Origin of the sequence: Aquimarina rhodophyticola (genome assembly GCF_042434915.1) — a bacterium.
In the GTDB taxonomy this organism is placed as follows: Bacteria; Bacteroidota; Bacteroidia; order Flavobacteriales; family Flavobacteriaceae; genus Aquimarina.
This window is the reverse complement of record NZ_CP170198.1, coordinates 2,902,888-2,921,986: the sequence shown is the minus strand read 5'-3', so window position 1 is coordinate 2,921,986 and position 19,099 is coordinate 2,902,888. Positions and strand designations below refer to the sequence as shown.

Below are 19,099 nucleotides of genomic sequence, written 5' to 3'. Positions count from 1 at the left end.
ATATCCATCGTTTGATGATGGAGTACATAGATTATTTATAAAAATTCATATGATCCACATATTTCCAAACTGAAGGTGGTAGTAGTGGCACAACATTTTTACCTTCAGCTACAGCTTTTCTAATAAAGGTGGATGAAATTTGCATTATTGGCGCTGCAATTCTAATGATTTTGGGATGCTCTTTAAATTGATTCTCAACAATACCTTCAGCAATTCTAGGATATACATAGATCGTGTGATGCTCTAAGATGGTTTCATAGTTTTTCCACTTATGAAAATTCTTTAAATTATCCTCACCCATAATTAAGCTAAAATTATATGTTGGATATTTTTCTTGTAGATGAGCTAGAGTATTTACAGTATAATTAGGTTGCGGCAAATTGAATTCGATGTCACTAGGTTTTAGCTTATCATAACCTTCAGTAGCTTGATAAACCATTTCTAAACGATGGTGGTTGGCTAACAAAGAGCTTTTCTTTTTAAAAGGATTGTGTGGCGTGACTACCAACCAGATTTCATCAAGATCAGAATATTCTGCCATATGATTTGCAATAGCTAAATGTCCTATATGGATAGGATTGAAGGTACCAAAATATAACCCAATCTTTTTTTTCATGTACTGGTGGTAGTTGAGTTATGACGAAGGATCTAGTAGAAATTTTTTCACTAATTGATATGCTTCAGCTTTTGCTTTTTCCAAATCGTCGTTCGTTATAATGGCATCAAATTGAGGGGCCGTGGCGAGTTCTGTAGATGCTTTTGCGACGCGCATATTAATTTTATCTTCGGATTCTGTTTTTCGCTTTTTGAGGCGAATTTTTAATTCTTCAATACTTGGAGGTTTTACAAAAATTGCCAAAGTTCTATCGGGATAAATTCTTTTTATATCCAGACCTCCCACTACATCAATATCAAAAATGACATGTTTTCCGTTGTTCCACAATCGTTGTACTTCCGATTTAAGAGTTCCATAAAAACTGTCTCGATATACTTCTTCCCATTCTAAAAACTCTTCGGCTTTAATTTTATCTTTAAATTCGCGCAAGGATAAAAAATAATAGTCTTTGCCATGAATCTCTGCTCCTCTTGGTTCTCGTGAAGCTGCAGATATTGAAAAACCTAACTGTAATTCTTGCTGAGCTAGTAAATATTTGACTAAAGTAGTTTTACCACTACCAGAGGGTGCCGAAAGAACGATTAACTTTCCTTCCATTGAATTGTGTTTTTTAAATTTGATTGTCAGAGAGTTCTATTTTTTTTGGAATGCCAAAGCTTTATAAGACGTTTAATAATTGCTCCTTTATTTTTTCTAATTCATCTTTCATTTGGACAACTAATTGTTGCATTGCAGCGTAGTTAGATTTACTGCCAATTGTATTGATTTCTCTTCCAATTTCTTGAGTGATAAATCCTAATTTTTTACCATTGGAGTCATCAGATTTTAAAGCGGCTGTAAAATATTCTAAATGGTTACTTAATCGAACTTTTTCTTCGGTGATATCAAATTTTTCAATGTAATACACTAGTTCCTGTTCAAAGCGATTTTGATCTACAGCTTCTTTTAAATCGGCTATTCCTTTATGTAACCTTTCTCTAACGGCTTCTATTCGTTCTGGATCGATAGCAATTACTTTTTCTAACAACTCGGTAATAATCTGTATACGTTTAGAGAAATCTTGTTCGAGTACTTTCCCTTCATCCTCACGATATTTTTCAATTTCAAAAAGTGCAGTAGACAAAGCTTTAGTTATAGCTTCATATTCTCGTTCATCCACTTCTTCACGTTCTATCCTTAAAGCATCTGGCATTTTAACGGCCATTTTCATGAGTTCCATATCATCTCCACTATGTATAGCACGCAGTTGATCCATATAATTTTTGACAACTGCAACATTAACTTGCGTCGAAGTTTCTTCTGCAGTGACTTCTACATATAATCCAAAATCAACTTTACCCCGCTGCAGTGTTTTTGCAATAGTCGTACGCATTGCTAGTTCTTTTTCTCTGTATTGCGAAGGGATTCTTGCATTAAGATCCAAGTTTTTGCTATTTAAAGACTTTACTTCGATGGTAATTTTTTTTGTAGGTAATTGCAGGACTGCTTTACCAAAGCCTGTCATTGATTTGATCATAAGATTTTGCTAAAAGTTGCACGAAGATAAGGAAAACTCATTAAGTACTGCCAATAACCCATGGTTTAACCCACAATTTATAGAACAATCATATTTACTAAAGCTTTAAGTACATTGTGTGTTTTTCTACATAACCAGTGGGCTCATTAAAAAAAGCGGGAATAATACCACAATTGGTAAAGCCCATTTTGGTATATAAAGTAATGCCAGACAAATTAGAGCCATATACCTCGAGCCATAAGACTTGTAAGGTGTTATTTTGTTTGGCCCAAGTAATCGTATGTTGTAACAATGCAGTTCCTATTCCTGTATTTTGCCATCGTGTATGTACGCCCATTCCTAGTGCTGCGGTATGCATTAGTTTTTGACGCTGATTTCCCGTTATATCGATATTACCAACCAATGTGTCTCCTTTAAAGGCCAAAAATAACGCACTATTTTGTTGTTTTTTATATCGCAAGATTAACTCAGTTTCGGCTTGAAGATCATTAGGGTACTCCTCTAAGTATAAAGGAATCGTATGGCTCGTACGTAGGTAATTTGTTTTTAACTGTAGTAACGATTTTGCATCTACTGGTTTGGCTTCCCGAATAATTAAAGGTAATAGCTTCATGCTTGTATACTCAAAGTTCAGAATTTCTTTCCCGTATTTTTTTGTAAATTTTAATGCCAAGCATTAAAATAAGAGCTAATAAAAATATACCAATTACGCCGTAGATCCAATTAAATGCATCTTTGACAATAACTAAGAAAACTACCGAAAAGAGGATTAAAGTGGAACCCTCGTTCCATAATCGCATGTGGGTAGAACTCCATTTTACAATATCCAGCTGTAATTGTTTAACGATATGATGACATTTTAAATGATATAGAATGAGCAAGATTACGAAGCCGAGTTTTACGTGCATCCAAGGTGCTTGTATCCACCCTGGCATAAGCACAAGTAGCCAAATAGCAAATCCAGTAGCTAGGATTGCCGAAGGCCACGTAATAATATACCAGAGACGTTTGGTCATTATCTTAAATTGTTGTGTTAAAATATCACGATCGGGGAGAGGTTTATCGTACGCTTCTATTTGATAAATAAAAAGTCTAGGAATATAAAACAATCCTGCAAACCAAGTGATTACAAATATGAGATGTAAGGATTTTACATAATTATAGTATTCTAACATAGTGCTTATAGCTAGATTATTCTGGTAACGAAAGGTAGTTAAGTTGTAAAGTATTGAATTCTTTATTAAAGGCTTCAATTTCTTTTTCTATTAACGTATCAAACGTTACCAATTGTGCTTCAATTTTTTGTGTTAATTCATCTTTGACAGCGATATCTTGAGCTGTTGGACCAAAATCTCCCATTCCGACTAATGAATTGAGATGTCCTAATTTGTTGGTTAGTTTAATTGGAAAATTGAGAGGATCTTGTCCGCTCTTATTTTTAGTTTGGTACAATGATTTTTCAATTATTGCGAACCTTTTCTGAAGGTCAACGGCCTTTTGGACAAGTACCTTAGTTTTAGTATTATTTTTATATTGTTTTTCAAACGCTAGTAGCTTTTTATTAATTTCTCTTATTTTTTCAATCGAAGTATGAGCGCGATCAATAGTTTTATTTATACTTGTTATAAAATCATATTGAGCTTTCATCTCGGTTATATTTGCTTCACTTCTGGGATCAGCGGTGATCATAAATTCTGAGGTTTCTTCAACTTTTCCATTTTTATTCAATCTAACCTCGTACGTTCCTGGTATCGCTTTGGGTCCCTCGAGACTAGCCCACCACAAGATCATACCATCAAGTTTTTTTGCTCCTTTACCTCGAGTATTCCATTGAAAACTATTTAAACCTGCTTTAACAATAAGCTTATTTTTTTTGTTTTTTGCATGATTTGAAAATGAGGCTAGTGTATCATTATTCTGATTTAAATAAGTTAAAGAAATAGAATCTTTTTTAGCATCATAACGATCCAAAAAGAAATTGGTTAATACACCTGCTGGATGGTTCGTTCCTTCGATTTTTGAATTGCTTCTTGAACGACCCTTCATGCGAATTGTAGGTTTGGGTTGATAAAGGTGAATGGATTTTTTGGTAACTTCAGCGGATAGTTGATGTAATAGGGTTAGATCATCCAAAATCCACAAACTTCGACCTTGAGTCGCGACAATTAAGTTATCATTTTTAATCGTGAGATCTGTGATAGGTACTATAGGGAGATTTAATTGGAAAGGTTTCCATGTACCACCATCATTAAACGATATGTACATGCCCGTCTCGGTGCCTGCGTATAATAATCCCTTACGTTTTGGATCTTCACGTAGTACACGTGTAAAATGCTCTGGCGCTATACCTTCGGTAATTTTGATCCAAGTTTGACCATAATCTGTTGTTTTAAACAAGTATGGTGTAAAATCCCCTGATTTATATCTAGTTCCTGCTATATAGCAAGTGCCTTCAGCAAACGAACTTGGCTCTATGCTATTGATCATGGTCCATTCTGGTAATCCTTTGGGGGTTACGTTTGCCCAGTTTTTTCCTCCATCTCTACTTATATGGAGTAAACCATCATCACTACCAACCCATAATATCCCTTCTTTTACAGGGCTTTCTGCAGCAGCAAAAATCGTACAGTAATACTCAACCGATGTATTGTCTTGGGTAATTGGACCCCCCGATGAGGTTAATTTGGTTGGATCATTTCTTGTTAAATCAGGACTTATTACTTCCCAGCTTTGACCTTCGTTTTGTGTGACGTGTACATGATTGGAGAAAGTATAAAGTTTTTTAGGATTATGTTTTGAGAACAGTACGGGAAAGTTCCATTGAAATCGATATTTCATATCCTCGGCACCGTGTCCCATGGGGTTATCTGGCCATACACTTACAGACCGAGTAGACCCAGTTTTATGGTTGACACGAGTAAGAAAACCATCATAACTACCACCGTATACAATGTCATTATTGGTAGGGTCTACAGCAATATGTGCAGATTCACCCCCAGCGGTTTCTTCCCAATCATTTTCACTGATTGAGCTTCCATTGCTACGATGATTAATACGAATGGTAGAATTATCTTGTTGGGCAGCATAAATACGATATGGAAAATGATTGTCTGTAGTAACTCTATAAAATTGTGCGGTAGGTTGATTGTGATATGTGCTCCAAGTTTCACCTCCATCATAAGTAACCTGTGCGCCACCATCATCGGCCATAATTATACGTTGAGGGTTTTCTGGAGCGATCCATAAATCGTGGTGATCTCCGTGCGGAGCTCTGTAGTTACTAAAATTCTTACCTCCATCTTTACTTTTATGATAGGATACATTTACTACATATACGATGTCCTTATCTTTTGGATCAGCATAAATTCTTGTGTAATACCATGCGCGTTGTCTTAAACTACGGTCACTATTAATAAGGTTCCAAGTTTCTCCGCTGTCATCACTTCGATAAACACCTCCCTTTTCTTTATTTTCTACAAGAGCCCACACCCGCTCACTATCGGAAGGAGATACAGTTACTCCAATTATTCCTAGAGTATCTTTGGCAAAACCTTCATTTGTTGACAGATCTTTCCACGTCTTTCCGCTATCGGTGCTTTTCCATAAAGTTGAGCCTTTACCTCCAGAACTTAAGCTATATGGTGTGCGTCTTGCATTCCATGTAGAAGCATATAGTATTCTTGGATTGTTTGGATCTAGAATTAAATCTACTGCACCAGCATCTTCATTTGCAAAAAGAATCTTATTCCAGTTTTTCCCACCATCGATACTTTTGTAAACTCCTCGTTCTTGAGTTGGTTTGTAAATGTTTCCTAACACAGCAGCATATACAATATCTGGATTTGTTGGGTGAACTCGGATACGAGGAATGTGTCGGCTTTTTGGTAAACCTGATTGACTCCAAGTTTTACCCGCATCTACACTTTTCCATACGCCGTATCCCGATGAGACATTACCTCGTAAAGTTTTCTCACCCCCACCTACATAAATTACATTTGGATCGCTTTGTGCGACTGTAATAGCTCCAATAGAACCACCGAAATAACCGTCAGAAATATTTGACCAAGAGCGACCACCATCTGTAGTTTTCCATACGCCACCACCAGTAGCGCCAAAATAAAATAAATTAGGTTTGTTAGGAACGCCAGTTACAGCGGCACTTCTGCCACCTCTAAACGGTCCAATAAGTCTATATTCAAGGCCATCATAATACTTGGTATCAATTTCTTGAGATTGAAAAGTTTGCGTAAATAGTAACGTAAAAAATAGGAGAATCGTCGATTTGAAAGCGTGTGAAAACATAAGAGTAAGTATTATAGAAACCTGAGTGATATCTATTAATTGTAAATTCTTAGCTAAAAGTAAGAATTTAATGTTGTTTTCATAAAAAATTGATCTTTTTTTGGAATGTAAATCGAGATAGTTAGGATTCGTGCTGAACGGATAATTTTTTTCTAACCTCTCGATTTAAAAAGTAACCAGTCACTATCGTAGCCAAAACATCTGCAATAGGAAAGGAAATCCAAACACCTAATTCACCATAGAACTTTGGTAGTATTAAGAGTAACGGAATAAAGAAGAAACCTTGTCGAGAAAGAGTTAGTAATAATGCAGGGACAGCTTTTCCAATGGCTTGAAAATAAGCAGCTCCTATAAGTTGAAGAGCAATTATTGGTGTCGCTGCAAACACCCATCGCATAGGCTCTGCTGTATGAGATAACACAAAATTATTGAGCGCAAGTTCTTTTGCAGACATATGTTCATTTGTACTTATAAAAAGAGATGTAATCTCTGCAGGAAATAGCATCAAACCAATAAACACTAAAGTAGCTACTATTGCTGCATAAAGAATTGCCGTATTGATGCTTTCTCGTACTCTCTGAAAATGCTTTGCTCCATAATTATAACCAGCAATTGGTAAAAAACCTTGCGTTACTCCAAAAACAGGAAACAACGCAAACATTAACATCCTTCCTATAATAGCATAAACTGCAACTAAGGCTTCTTGACCTATATTGAAAAGAATATTGTTCATCAATAAATAGGTGATACTTACGACGGCTTGACGCGCTAATGTGACTCCGCCTAACGAGGCAATTTCTGTAACAATTGATTTATCTAACCCTAGATGTCGTAGTTGTATTTTGAGTTCTGAGTGCTTTGAAAAGAAAAACCATGCAATAAAACTAAAGCACAGAGTATAGGATATTGTAGTTGCCCAAGCAGCGCCATACATGCCCATATCCATAATATTAATGAATACATAATCCATAAGCAGGTTTCCTACCGTTGGTATAATCATGGCAATCATCGCAAATTTAGGTTTTCCTTCTGCTCTAATAACCGTATTACCCATCATAGCAAAACCCAAAATAGGGACTCCATATAATACAATTGTATAGTAGATTTTGGCAGGGTCAAAAATATCACCTTTACCACCAAACTGAGGTATAATATCGTTCACAAAATAAAGCCCTATAAAAACTAGCGTAATAGTACATATAAGGGTTAGGGTTATTTGATTTCCAAAGGTTTGCAAGGCTTTTTCCTTTTCATTGGCTCCAAGTGCTCGTGATATAATACTGGAACCTCCAATACCTATAGCCATACCCAACGCGGCAATAAAAAAAGAGACCGGTAGTACCACATTAATAGCTGCAATAGCTATAGAACCTATCCAATTTCCTACAAATATAGAATCAATAAGAATGTTAAGCGACATTACTAAAATCCCAATAGAGGCTGGTAAAGCTTGTTTTATTAAGAGTGATCCTATAGGTTCTTGCCCAAGTGCTTCAGAGGAAACTTTTGCCATTATACAGTTTCAATTGTAGCGGTAGCCCATTCGTTAATCCATGAGGATAATGTTTGTGCCCAGTCATCCCGATCGTTAAGACAAGGTATTGTAGTAAATTCTTTACCTCCCACCTCATGAAAAATTTCTTCTCCCTCCATGGCGATTTCTTCCAAGGTTTCTAAACAATCGGAAACAAAAGCGGGAGTTACAATAGCCATCTTTTTAACACCTTGTTTACCCATGCGTTCTATTGTACGGTCGGTGTAGGGTTGTAACCATGGATCAAAACCTAATCTTGATTGAAATGATGTAGAAAAGGTGTCGGGTGCTAATTGTAATTCTTTGGCGACTAGTCTGGTGGTCTCATAGCATTGATGGCGATAGCAAAATTGATGGGCTGAAGAAGGTGTTTTACAACAACTTCCATCAATTTTACAATGGGACTTTGTTACATCACTTTTTCGAATATGTCGTTCTGGAACGCCGTGATATGAGAATAGTAGATGTTCATAATCTAACGTTTCTAAATGCTCAGAAATGCTTTTGGATAGTACCTTTATATAGGCTTCATTATTGTAAAAAGGCGGTAGGTCTGAAAACTTCATGTGCGGAAAAAATGCAACACGTAATTCTTCTGCTAACACTAGAATTGTTTCTGTAGTAGCCATGGCAAATTGTGGATACAAGGGAACGATAAGTACCTCTGTCACGCCTTTATCATTCAATTCCTGTAAACCTTCTTTAATACTCATTTTTCCGTAGCGCATTGCTAAACCAATAGGAAGATCACTATGTTGTGATATTTTATTTTGCAAGCGTTGAGAAAGTACTATCAGAGGGGACCCTTCTTCCCACCAGATTTTTTTATAGGCTGCGGCAGACTTTTTAGGTCTTGTATTGAGAATAATTCCTTTAACTAATAAAGTACGTGCCCAGGTAGGAACATCAATTACTCTGGGATCCATTAAGAATTCTCCTAAATATTTTTTAACATCCTTAGGATCTGTGCTATCTGGAGAACCTAGGTTGACAAGCAATACACCTTTACTCATAGTTATTTTTTTAAGCCTAACAAAAATACGAACTTCGTGAGGTATAGCTTATAAAAATATCATAAGACTTTATAATAGTACAATAGAGAGTGCAGTTTAAATTTATAAGATAGCTACGATCCTTTAAGAACATTATTGAAGCTGGTAAGAAATCGTTAAAACTTATAAAGCAAATCCATCATCATTTATTTTTTAGTATTTTTATATGAACTTAAAAAGCAAATGATGAAACGTATAATTGTAGATGTAGAAAAAGATAAACTTCCGTTTATTCTTGAATTATTAAACCAGTTTGAATTTGTGTCGGTTATGGCAGATGCCGATGAGGATGCTCGTGGCATGTATGATTCTATAGTATCTTTACAAAAAGGAATCGGTATCCCTAGTAATGAATTACTTGATTAGTACTTAACCGAGATTCATAATATATTTTTTTGGTGTGGTGCCAAACTTCTTTTTGAAAGCTGCAATAAAGTGGCTTGCTGTACTATATCCAACTTTTAACCCTACCTCATTTACATTATGCCCGCCTGTGGCTAGTAGTTGTCGGGCAACCTCCATTTTATAATCAAAAAGAAAGCTATATACAGGTTCTCCATAGATCTGTTTAAATCCTTCTTTTAACTTTTTTAGCGGAAGCCCAATTTCATTTGAAAGCTCTTGTAATGTTGGTGGTTCGGACATGCGAGCTATAATAATATCTTTTGCTCTTCTTATTTTGAGAACATTAACTTCGTCCACAAGAAAAGGGCATTGCTCTATATCAGCATCTTCTGGGCGATTAAAATATAGACCTAGCAGCTCGTATACCTTTCCTTTGAGATATAAATTTTTTATAGAAGAGTGTAAGCTAAAATTCATTATTTGATTAAGTACTACAGACATAGATGGATTTAGCTTACTGTCAGTATAATACTTTTTATCCCGATTACCTTCGCCCAAAAAGGGAATGTAATCAGCCTCTGCAGAGAATAGAGAATGAAACTTTTTGATAGAAATTAAAACAGAGATTAACCATGAATCCTGATTAATATCTATATTAAGTGGAAGATCTCTTTGAGGATTATACAGTAATAAAGCGTTATCCTCGGATAAAGTAATCGCGTAACTACCATTATTAAAATTAAACTGCATAGCACCTTTGATGCAAAAGTGAAACTGAATAAACCTGCTGTCAATCTCACGGATAACCGTTTGATTGTCATGAGTTTCATTTTGAGATTTTAGTATGTAGAAACCTTCTTCGATTTTAGTTTCTTCCAGAATACCTTCAGCGTTATTTTTATGATGTATTTCCATAGAATTCATTTTTAAGCTATTTAGAATTGATCTAAACTGGTGCAAGGAAAAAGCTTTATAACCCTACAAAAATAGCGAATTTTGTACATATATAGCTTTTGAACATCCAAAATAACGTTAGGCGTTATTAATAAAACTCTTGGCGTTATTTTTTAACCCTGTGGTAGGATATTTTTGTGATGTAAAAAATTTAGAAGAATTTTAATGGAGCCTCACCTACGAGTTAAAGGAACAAATTTTTATACTATTGGTCTAAGTTATAAAAAAGCTGATGAAGATATACGTGGACGTTTCAGTGTTAATGAAGATGCTAAATTAGCTATTTTAGAACAAGCTAAGACAGAAGGTGTTGAAGCCTTACTGGTAACCTCTACATGCAATAGAACTGAGTTATATGGTTTTGCTCAGCACCCTTTTCAATTAATTAAACTATTGTGTGAACATACATTAGGTACGGTTGAAGAATTTGAAAAAGTTGCTTATGTTCATAAGAATACAGAAGCGATTGCTCATATGTTTAGAGTAGGAACGGGATTGGATAGTCAAATATTGGGAGATTTTGAGATTATAAGTCAATTAAAGCTTAGTTTCAAAGCATCTAAAAAGATGGATCTTTCGAATCCATTTATGGAGCGTTTGATAAATGCAGTTATTCAGGCAAGTAAGCGTATTAAAAATGAAACTGAAATATCCTCGGGAGCTACTTCGGTATCATTTGCATCAGTGCAATACATACTCAAAAACGTTACAGATATATCCAATAAAAATATACTGCTTTTTGGAACGGGTAAGATAGGTAGAAATACGTGTGAAAATCTTATCAAGCACACCAAAAATGATCATATTACACTAATTAATAGAACCAAGGGTAAAGCCGAAAAAGTTGCGGGAAAGTTTAATTTGGTTGTAAAAGATTACGCTAATATTCAGGCAGAGATCAAGGATGCCGATATTTTGATTGTAGCAACTGGAGCTCAAAATCCAACGATAGCAAAGCAATTAATTCATGCAACCAAACCGCTATTAATTTTGGATTTATCCATTCCAAAAAACGTATCCGATGATGTTAAGGAATTATCCAATGTAAATTTGATACAGTTGGATCATTTGTCAAAAATGACCGATGATACCTTGGAAAGAAGAAAGACACATATACCACATGCCGAGCGTATTATTGATGAAGTAAAAACAGAGTTTGACAATTGGTTAGAAACCCGAAAATTTGCACCTACTATTAAAGCGTTAAAGCATAAGCTTACTACGTTGAAAGAGGTCGAAATTGATCAACAGCGTAAAAAACTTGCCAATTTTAATCAAGAACAAGCCGATTTGATCAGTGATCGAATTATACAAAAGATCACGAATCATTTTGCAAATCATCTCAAAGATGACAGTATCTCTGCAGATGATAGTATCGAATTGATCCAAAAAGTTTTTAACTTACAAAACAGACGCTAGTGACCAAAACTATACGAATCGGTACGCGAGATAGTGAATTAGCGCTATGGCAAGCAACCACAGTACAATCACAACTCGAAGCCCTAGGATATAAAACAGTTCTTGTTCCCGTTAAATCGACAGGAGATTTGGTTTTGGATAAGCCATTATATGAGTTAGGGATTACTGGAATTTTTACAAAAACATTAGATGTAGCCATGCTTACTAATAAGGTTGATATTGCGGTGCACTCAATGAAGGATGTTCCAACACAACTACCAAATGGGATCGTCGAAGCTGCAGTGTTACCAAGAGCAAATGTCAACGATATTTTGGTGCATAAAGGGTTGGATTTTTTAGAATTAGATGGTACAATTGCAACAGGAAGTTTGAGAAGAAAGGCGCAATGGTTACATAAATATCCACAACACGAAGTGGTGGATTTGAGAGGAAATGTAAACTTGAGAATGCAAAAATTAGATAACAATAATTGGAATGGAGCCATTTTTGCTGCTGCTGGTCTCGAGCGTATTAATTTGAAGCCAGAAAAGTACAGTGATTTGGATTGGATGATTCCCGCGCCCGCTCAAGGTGCAATGCTTGTGGTTGCCAAGACTGAAGACACCTATTGTCGTGAAGCACTTGCAAATTTAAATGATGATAGCACACAACAATGTGTACATGTAGAGCGTGAATTTTTAAGACGTCTTGAGGGGGGATGTTCTGCTCCGATAGGTGCATTAGCTCAAATTGAAGAAAAAAAAATGTCTTTTAAGGGAGCGCTATTTAGTATTGATGGAAAGCAAAAAATTAGTGTAGAAAGATCCATATCCCTAGCAGATATTTCAGGTTTTGGATTACAATGTGCAGATGAAGTATTAGATGCAGGAGGTGCAACGCTTATGCATACTATAAAAACAGAATTAAATAGTACAAATTAATCGTGAATTATAGCTTACATTGACAATCCTTTCGACAAAAATATTAACATCTGCTCAAAAAGAATTACTGCTTGGCTCTGGATTTGGTTTGGTAGTGTATAATGCAATAGCTATAAAGTATATAGATTTCAAAACTGTTGATAGTTTTATTGAAAACGCAATCTTTACAAGCAAAAATGCTGTTAAGGCTATACTCAATTCAAAATTAAGAATTCAAAATTGTTTTTGTGTGGGTAGCAAAACTAGAGAGTTTCTTTTATCTCATGGTTACAATGTGAAAGCAACAGCAGAGAATGCTTTGTCGTTAGGTCAAAAAATAGTCCAAATGTATGCTGATCAAAAGTTTACCTTTTTTTGTGGAGATTTGAGGAGAAATGAACTGCCAGATCATTTGGATTCGCAAGCAATTATATATGATGAGGTTGAGGTTTATAGAACTATACTACAAGTTAAAAGTTTTGATCGATATTTTGATTGCATTATGTTTTTTAGCCCCTCGGGTGTACAAAGTTATATTAAAACGAATAAAGTAGGTCCTGCAATTGCTTGTTGTATAGGATCAACCACTGCAGCAGCAGCACAGCAATTTTTTGAAACAGTGGTTATTGCAAACAAGGCTACAGTTGAAAATGTGATAGCTACTACTATTAAACAGTTAAAAGTAAAGAACAATTAAAATAAACCACCGATCCCATCGGAAACAGTACGTTATGATAGAGAATGATTTATTTCTAAAAGCATTAAAAGGAGAAACCGTTTCACGACCACCTGTGTGGATGATGCGACAAGCAGGTCGTTATTTACCAGAATTTATGGCAATAAAGAAAAAATATGATTTCTTTACTCGTTGTCGTACTCCCGAATTAGCTTCAGAAATTACAGTACAACCAATCGACATTATAGGGCCTGATGCTGCAATACTTTTTAGTGATATTTTGGTGATTCCGCAAGCGATGAACATCGAGGTTTTGATGAAAGACGGCATAGGACCTTGGTTACCTAATCCAATTCGATCTGTAAAAGATGTGGATCAGGTGGTGGTTCCCGATGTTTATGAGGAGTTAGGGTATGTAATGGATGCTATAAAAATGACCAAAGAACGATTAAATAATCGCGTTCCGTTGATCGGTTTTGCGGGTTCGCCTTGGACAATTTTGTGTTATGCTGTACAGGGACAAGGTTCTAAAAATTTTGATAAAGCCAAAGAGTTTTGCTTTACGCAACCCACCGCAGCACATGCACTTTTACAAAAAATAACCGATACGACTATTGCTTATCTAAAAGCTAAAGTTGCTAGTGGTGTGAATGCGGTACAAGTCTTTGATAGTTGGGGAGGTATGTTAAGTCCAACAGATTATAACGAATTTTCATGGCAATATATCAAGCAGATAATTGATGCGCTTAAGGATGAAACGCAGGTTATAGTGTTTGGTAAGGGCTGTTGGTTTGCTTTACAGGACATGGCAAAATCTGGTGCAGCAGCCTTAGGGGTAGACTGGACATGCTCACCAAGAAATGCTAGATATTTGACAGGTGGAAATATTACTTTACAAGGTAATTTTGATCCATCACGTTTACTTTCGCCACCGAGCGAAATAAAAAAAATGGTAACTCAAATGATTAATGAATTTGGTAAGGATCGATATATCGCTAATCTAGGACATGGAATCTTACCAAATATTCCGGTAGCAAATGCACGTGCATTTGTAGATGCTGTAAAAGAGTATGGTGCTTAATGACCGCATGGGAACTTATTAGTGGATTTAATTTGCGTCAAATGCTACGTTTATCATGCTTGATGATACGGTATCCTTTGTATATATTTCCAACCCTAAAAGCAACACAGGAAACCTTAAAAATTTGCAACCAGCGGTACGGTACTTTACACCATAAAAGTGGTAAGGCTAATGCATTTAGGCATGCTATATGGAACATACTTTTATGTAGAAAAGCATATCGACACTCTAAGAGCATTGAGAAGGCTGTAGATTGGGCAAAACGAATAACAGATCTACATGAACAAATTGCACCTAATAATAGTTTAGATATGGCAATGGATCTACATAATAATGCTATTGGACGTCTTGTGTTTGAACAATATTTTGATAGTGCCAAGGAAGAACTAATTACGATTACTGATACAATGGCTCATCAGGCTAGGTATGTATCAAATATCGAAAATATTGCTAACTTTGAAAAAGAACTAGTGTATATAGCTTCCTAAAGTAAATTAAATGATTAAACAGATTTTTAGCGGAATTTCAGCTTATGGTAATGCCTTAAACTTGTTGTCAAAATTGAAGCTATGGAAATATTTTTTCGTACCTATTCTTATTAGTGTTTTTACTGGAATTTTATTTTTTACCACGGCATATATTGCATCAGCGCCTATTGGTAGATTTATTGCAAAAGCTTGGTTATGGGAGTGGGGCGCAGAAAGTTTTTTAACAATAAGCACTGTGATCGGTGGATTTTTGGTTTTTGCACTTGGATTAATCCTGTATAAACATGTGGTTATGGGATTATCAGCACCTTTTATGAGTCCAGTCTCCGAGAAAATTGAAGCCTATATCACAGGAACTGTTGGTCATAAACATCGCAAAACTTCTTTTGCAGCTCAGTTAATCCGAGGATTGCGAATTAATATGAGAAATTTATTAAAGGAATTACTCTTTATGATTCCCTTGCTTATTCTAAGTTTTATACCCATCATAGGGATACTAGGTACTTTCTTAATTTTTATCATACAATCTTATTATATAGGTTTTGGTAATATGGATTATACTATGGAACGGCACTTTGGTTACAAAGAAAGCCTACACTTTGTAAAAAGAAATCGGGGAATTGCTATTGGTAATGGTGTTGTCTTTATTACGATGTTATTTATACCTATTTTAGGATTTATTATTACGCTTCCAATAGCAGTAGTTGCAGCTACTACAGAGATGATCAAATTATTACAAAAAGAGGGTTTGATTAAACTAAATGCTACGGTGCTACAACAAAATCAATTAGAGTAAGATATTATTAAGAAGATGAAAGAACGTTTTTATCAATATATAGAAGAATTACAAGATAAAATAACGAAAACTCTAGAGCAACTGGATGGTATAGCTACTTTCAAAGAAGACCTCTGGCAACGTCCTGAAGGAGGAGGTGGTCGTACTCGAGTTATTGAAAATGGAGCAATTTTTGAAAAAGGAGGAGTTAATATCTCTGGTGTTCACGGAGCCTTACCACCCGCCATGCAAGCTTATTTTAAAGTAGGAGATCTTGATTTTTTTGCGTGTGGATTGTCATTAGTTTTACATCCAAAAAATCCGATGGTTCCAACTGTACACGCTAATTGGAGGTATTTTGAAATGTATGATAAATCTGGAGCTATTGTAGATAGTTGGTTTGGTGGGGGACAGGACCTAACGCCTTACTATTTGTTTGATGAGGATGCCATTCACTTTCATGCAGTTTGTAAAGCAGCTTGTGATGCTCATAATCCAGGTTTTTATCCAGAATATAAAAAGAAATGCGACACCTATTTTTATAACCCACATCGAAATGAAGGTCGAGGTGTTGGTGGATTATTTTTTGACTACTGCAAAGCTACAGATACTATGTCTATGAAACATTGGTATGATTTTGTAACCACGGTAGGGGATAGTTTTCTAGAAGCATATGTGCCAATCGTGCAACGACGTAAAGGGTTGTCATATACTACTGATCAAAGAGATTGGCAGGAAGTACGCAGAGGACGTTATGTCGAATTTAATTTAGTTCATGATAAAGGAACCTTGTTTGGCCTTAAAACTAACGGACGGATTGAAAGTATTTTGATGAGTTTACCGCCTCGAGTACAATGGCATTATAATCACCATCCAAACCCGGGTAGTGAAGAGGCTAGATTAGTTGAGGTACTCAAAAATCCTATTAATTGGGTTTGATGTGACTGGATAGTAGGGTATACTTTTAGGATTTTAAAATTCTTATTTAAAACTATATAAATGCTAATTATTAGGTATGCGTTTTAATAGTTATAATAAATAGATTATAAAAATCAACACCTCGAGATTCTTTCCTCGAGGTGTTGATTTTTATAGCAACTATTGAAAAAAATGCTATATACAAATTACGCCTTCATCCTTAACAAGCTGAAGATTTTCTAAATCACAAAGAACTTTTGGGATACTATTCATTTGATTACTATCCAGAAACAATGACTGTAAATTCCTTAGATTTCCAAAAGATTCGGGAACACTAGTTAATTTATTACTATCTATAAATAACTCTATTAAATTGGAAAGATCACCTATAGTTGAAGGAATATTGGTTAATTGGTTTTGATCAAAATATAAATATTTTAAAGGTGTAAGGTTTCCAATAGATTCGGGTATATCAGTTACTTTATTCGCGCCTATATCCAAAGATTGTAAAAGACTTAAGCTTAATAGATTGTCGATTAGCGTAACGATATTGTCAAATTTATTTCCATATAAATCCAGACCTTTTAAATTTACAAGTTCTGTAATTGAGTTAGGCATACTAGTCAATTGATTTTGTGCCAGGCTTAGGGTTGATAACTTGGTAAGATTACCAATCGATTCTGGAATACTAGTCAAATTTTTTCTTTTCAACTCTAATTCGATAATATTGTTGTTATCATCTAACGTTACGCCATCCCAAGTACTAATATGTGAGGTTGGATTCTCTATATCCCAACTGTTTAAAGTGTTTTCTGGATTTGCTTTATAAAGTTCAATAAGTGCTTCTCTTTCTTTGGCGTTAGGTATATTTACAGTTACTTGATATTGCTTTTTATCTCCATTTTGAGCTATTACTGCATAGGTCACAGGTTTGGTAAAGTCTTGCGCTACATTATTTGCTGGTTCAGTACTTATACCAGAGTGAACAATCGTTGGTAGTATATTGGTAAGGTCCACTGCACTTGCGGCTGGTAAGGTAACCACGATATCAGAACCTTTAATTACACCTTCGGTACCTTCCACATTGAAAGAAGTAATCGAATTAGTTGTATTTAAGACTGTTAATTCAATGCTTTGAGCCGCTTGGGATGGATTGCTTGTTGTTGCGTTGATAGAAACTTTCCCTGGAGTATGACCAGTAACGAGACCGTTAGTGTCTACACTTGCTATCTCAGCATTGCTACTACTCCAAATTACTGATAATCTACTGGCGTTTTCTGGAGTAATAACGGCTTTAACTTGTAAGGACTCTCCCACAGAAAGTGTAGAGTTCTTTGCAGTCAAGTTTATTTTAGCTACTTCAATTGTTGATAAGTTAACTTCGTCATCTTTAGAACACGATGAGCATAGTAGTAATAAACTAAAAAAAACGGTGATTTTAAGAGCTATGTTTTTCATAATAAGAAGGTTAAACTATCTTCTGTAATCGAGATAAGATAGTGTAGGGTTTAAGAATATTTGATAATAATCCTTCTAATATACTATTAACATATAAGTTACTCCAAAAAAAATAGACTATAAATTTTAAAAATTTAATGAATACGTCTTAAAATCGTAGTAGAGTTTAGTGTAGATGAATTACCTAATTATAAGATTAAAAACTTTTTTTGTTAGTAAAGTAGAGTTATCTAATCTTATAAGTTGACAAGTTTGCTTATCTACTCTAGAATGCAGTAATTTTATTTTGTTGTATGAATTGAAACCACAATGGTTCCTGATCACACAGGGATATTATACATTTGATTAAACCTTAATCTAAATATAGGAAAGTTTCATAAAGTTGTGAGTTTGTCAATAATTTCAGTAGCTTTTTAAATCGTATTTTAATCTATGGTTTCAAAGGCTATAAATACACCAATTAATTGTTTTATGGTTAATTTTTGTGGATAACCATAATAATTTACCTGTATTATGAGTTATGGCGGGTAATTTTATGTTAGCTTCTAGCTAAGCTCATTGCTTGCAAACGCGATACGCTGTCACCATTAATTATAAGCTATTCCAATCTATAGCATAACCACATTTAAGGGATCAAATAATATCTAATTTCTCGTATTTTTAATAAGAGAAAATTTGAACATGTCTTGAGTTAAAGTAGTAATTTTATTATTCAAGAACATCATTATTTTATTACAAATTGGTTTGTTGTAGAATAAGTTGTTTAATCTTTTTGGGATATTGATAAACAAATGTATTCGTAACCTACTGTAAAAAAAGTTTTTTCAAAAAAAAGTAAAAAAAAAATTCTACAGATATCCCGTAATCAGAAAAAGGGATAGTCATTCTTTTGATTATCAGGCCTACTTAATAATCATGTTAAATTAACTTTAAGAATTCTAGTGTTTATATGGGTTAGCAGATAGTTTAGCTACATACTATTGATGATTGTCTAAGTTTTGCGAAAAATTCAAAAAAACAGCAAAATCTATAAATAATATGTAGTGATTTTGTATTTGAGTATAAG

General features: G+C 34.9%; 18 protein-coding genes. 8 read left to right on the top strand and 10 right to left on the bottom strand.

Annotation, left to right across the window (positions count from 1 at the left end; genetic code table 11):
• Positions 1–31 precede the first annotated feature (31 nt).
• The 8 genes from nadD to hemH all read right to left on the bottom strand — a co-directional run bounded on the left by nadD (position 32) and on the right by hemH (position 8,981).
• Positions 32–616: a nicotinate (nicotinamide) nucleotide adenylyltransferase gene (gene nadD / locus ACE939_RS12635; protein ID WP_378185950.1), complete on the bottom strand. Its 585-nt coding sequence runs from the start codon at positions 614–616 to the stop codon at positions 32–34.
• 18 nt (positions 617–634) lie between these two features.
• Positions 635–1,213, bottom strand: a complete 579-nt coding sequence (gene gmk / locus ACE939_RS12630; RefSeq protein WP_378185949.1) for a guanylate kinase — start codon at positions 1,211–1,213, stop codon at positions 635–637.
• 61 nt (positions 1,214–1,274) lie between these two features.
• Entirely contained in the window at positions 1,275–2,132 is an 858-nt protein-coding gene (locus ACE939_RS12625) for a YicC/YloC family endoribonuclease (protein ID WP_378185948.1), read from the bottom strand.
• Positions 2,133–2,229: 97 nt separating this feature from the next.
• A complete protein-coding gene (locus ACE939_RS12620; RefSeq protein WP_378185947.1) occupies positions 2,230–2,745 on the bottom strand; it encodes a GNAT family N-acetyltransferase in 516 nt (171 codons plus the stop codon).
• 10 nt (positions 2,746–2,755) lie between these two features.
• Entirely contained in the window at positions 2,756–3,307 is a 552-nt protein-coding gene (locus ACE939_RS12615; RefSeq protein ID WP_378185946.1) for a CopD family protein, read from the bottom strand.
• Between the two features lie 16 nt (positions 3,308–3,323).
• Entirely contained in the window at positions 3,324–6,434 is a 3,111-nt protein-coding gene (locus ACE939_RS12610; RefSeq protein ID WP_378185945.1) for a WD40/YVTN/BNR-like repeat-containing protein, read from the bottom strand.
• 121 nt (positions 6,435–6,555) lie between these two features.
• A complete protein-coding gene (locus ACE939_RS12605) occupies positions 6,556–7,947 on the bottom strand; it encodes an MATE family efflux transporter (RefSeq protein WP_378185944.1) in 1,392 nt (463 codons plus the stop codon).
• Positions 7,947–8,981: a ferrochelatase gene (gene hemH, locus ACE939_RS12600; RefSeq protein WP_378185943.1), complete on the bottom strand. Its 1,035-nt coding sequence runs from the start codon at positions 8,979–8,981 to the stop codon at positions 7,947–7,949. Before hemH ends, ACE939_RS12605 begins: the two co-directional genes overlap by 1 nt.
• A 225-nt stretch (positions 8,982–9,206) precedes the next feature.
• Between hemH and ACE939_RS12595 the strand changes: the two genes are divergently transcribed.
• A complete protein-coding gene (locus ACE939_RS12595) occupies positions 9,207–9,386 on the top strand; it encodes a hypothetical protein (RefSeq protein ID WP_378185942.1) in 180 nt (59 codons plus the stop codon).
• Positions 9,387–9,389: 3 nt separating this feature from the next.
• Here the strand turns inward: ACE939_RS12595 and ACE939_RS12590 are convergent, their stop codons facing one another.
• Entirely contained in the window at positions 9,390–10,280 is an 891-nt protein-coding gene (locus ACE939_RS12590) for a helix-turn-helix transcriptional regulator (protein ID WP_378185941.1), read from the bottom strand.
• A gap of 204 nt (positions 10,281–10,484) precedes the next feature.
• On the opposite strand from ACE939_RS12590, the gene hemA reads away from it, so the two are divergent.
• From hemA to hemF, 7 genes are read left to right on the top strand one after another with little or no spacing between them, the layout of a single operon-like run.
• Positions 10,485–11,738: a glutamyl-tRNA reductase gene (hemA, locus tag ACE939_RS12585; RefSeq protein WP_378185940.1), complete on the top strand. Its 1,254-nt coding sequence runs from the start codon at positions 10,485–10,487 to the stop codon at positions 11,736–11,738.
• Positions 11,738–12,658 carry a hydroxymethylbilane synthase gene (gene hemC, locus ACE939_RS12580; RefSeq protein WP_378185939.1) on the top strand — a complete coding sequence of 307 codons (921 nt, stop codon included), beginning with the start codon at positions 11,738–11,740 and terminating at the stop codon, positions 12,656–12,658. The genes hemA and hemC overlap by 1 nt, the downstream gene beginning before the upstream one ends.
• A 19-nt stretch (positions 12,659–12,677) precedes the next feature.
• Positions 12,678–13,334 carry a uroporphyrinogen-III synthase gene (locus tag ACE939_RS12575; protein ID WP_378185938.1) on the top strand — a complete coding sequence of 219 codons (657 nt, stop codon included), beginning with the start codon at positions 12,678–12,680 and terminating at the stop codon, positions 13,332–13,334.
• Between the two features lie 34 nt (positions 13,335–13,368).
• On the top strand, positions 13,369–14,394 hold the full coding sequence (gene hemE, locus ACE939_RS12570) for a uroporphyrinogen decarboxylase (RefSeq protein ID WP_378185937.1): 1,026 nt from the start codon (positions 13,369–13,371) through the stop codon (positions 14,392–14,394).
• Positions 14,394–14,882 carry a DUF6973 domain-containing protein gene (locus ACE939_RS12565; protein WP_378185936.1) on the top strand — a complete coding sequence of 163 codons (489 nt, stop codon included), beginning with the start codon at positions 14,394–14,396 and terminating at the stop codon, positions 14,880–14,882. The genes hemE and ACE939_RS12565 overlap by 1 nt, the downstream gene beginning before the upstream one ends.
• A 10-nt stretch (positions 14,883–14,892) precedes the next feature.
• A complete protein-coding gene (locus ACE939_RS12560; protein WP_378185935.1) occupies positions 14,893–15,678 on the top strand; it encodes an EI24 domain-containing protein in 786 nt (261 codons plus the stop codon).
• Positions 15,679–15,693: 15 nt separating this feature from the next.
• Positions 15,694–16,596, top strand: coding sequence for an oxygen-dependent coproporphyrinogen oxidase (gene hemF, locus ACE939_RS12555; protein WP_378185934.1), 903 nt, complete (start codon positions 15,694–15,696; stop codon positions 16,594–16,596).
• Positions 16,597–16,770: 174 nt separating this feature from the next.
• Here hemF and ACE939_RS12550 read toward each other — a convergent pair whose 3' ends face one another.
• Complete coding sequence (locus ACE939_RS12550; RefSeq protein WP_378185933.1) at positions 16,771–18,033, bottom strand: Ig-like domain-containing protein; 1,263 nt, start codon at positions 18,031–18,033, stop codon at positions 16,771–16,773.
• Between the last annotated feature and the right edge of the window lie 1,066 nt (positions 18,034–19,099).

What these genes read in the sequence shown, in the direction of transcription:
- nadD (WP_378185950.1), bottom strand. Translation starts at nt 616, where the DNA reads ATGAAAAAAAAGATTGGGTTATATTTTGGTACCTTCAATCCTATCCAT.
- gmk (WP_378185949.1), bottom strand. Translation starts at nt 1,213, where the DNA reads ATGGAAGGAAAGTTAATCGTTCTTTCGGCACCCTCTGGTAGTGGTAAA.
- ACE939_RS12625 (WP_378185948.1), bottom strand. Translation starts at nt 2,132, where the DNA reads ATGATCAAATCAATGACAGGCTTTGGTAAAGCAGTCCTGCAATTACCT.
- ACE939_RS12620 (WP_378185947.1), bottom strand. Translation starts at nt 2,745, where the DNA reads ATGAAGCTATTACCTTTAATTATTCGGGAAGCCAAACCAGTAGATGCA.
- ACE939_RS12615 (WP_378185946.1), bottom strand. Translation starts at nt 3,307, where the DNA reads ATGTTAGAATACTATAATTATGTAAAATCCTTACATCTCATATTTGTA.
- ACE939_RS12610 (WP_378185945.1), bottom strand. Translation starts at nt 6,434, where the DNA reads ATGTTTTCACACGCTTTCAAATCGACGATTCTCCTATTTTTTACGTTA.
- ACE939_RS12605 (WP_378185944.1), bottom strand. Translation starts at nt 7,947, where the DNA reads ATGGCAAAAGTTTCCTCTGAAGCACTTGGGCAAGAACCTATAGGATCA.
- hemH (WP_378185943.1), bottom strand. Translation starts at nt 8,981, where the DNA reads ATGAGTAAAGGTGTATTGCTTGTCAACCTAGGTTCTCCAGATAGCACA.
- ACE939_RS12595 (WP_378185942.1), top strand. Translation starts at nt 9,207, where the DNA reads ATGAAACGTATAATTGTAGATGTAGAAAAAGATAAACTTCCGTTTATT.
- ACE939_RS12590 (WP_378185941.1), bottom strand. Translation starts at nt 10,280, where the DNA reads ATGGAAATACATCATAAAAATAACGCTGAAGGTATTCTGGAAGAAACT.
- hemA (WP_378185940.1), top strand. Translation starts at nt 10,485, where the DNA reads ATGGAGCCTCACCTACGAGTTAAAGGAACAAATTTTTATACTATTGGT.
- hemE (WP_378185937.1), top strand. Translation starts at nt 13,369, where the DNA reads ATGATAGAGAATGATTTATTTCTAAAAGCATTAAAAGGAGAAACCGTT.
- ACE939_RS12565 (WP_378185936.1), top strand. Translation starts at nt 14,394, where the DNA reads ATGACCGCATGGGAACTTATTAGTGGATTTAATTTGCGTCAAATGCTA.
- ACE939_RS12560 (WP_378185935.1), top strand. Translation starts at nt 14,893, where the DNA reads ATGATTAAACAGATTTTTAGCGGAATTTCAGCTTATGGTAATGCCTTA.
- hemF (WP_378185934.1), top strand. Translation starts at nt 15,694, where the DNA reads ATGAAAGAACGTTTTTATCAATATATAGAAGAATTACAAGATAAAATA.
- ACE939_RS12550 (WP_378185933.1), bottom strand. Translation starts at nt 18,033, where the DNA reads ATGAAAAACATAGCTCTTAAAATCACCGTTTTTTTTAGTTTATTACTA.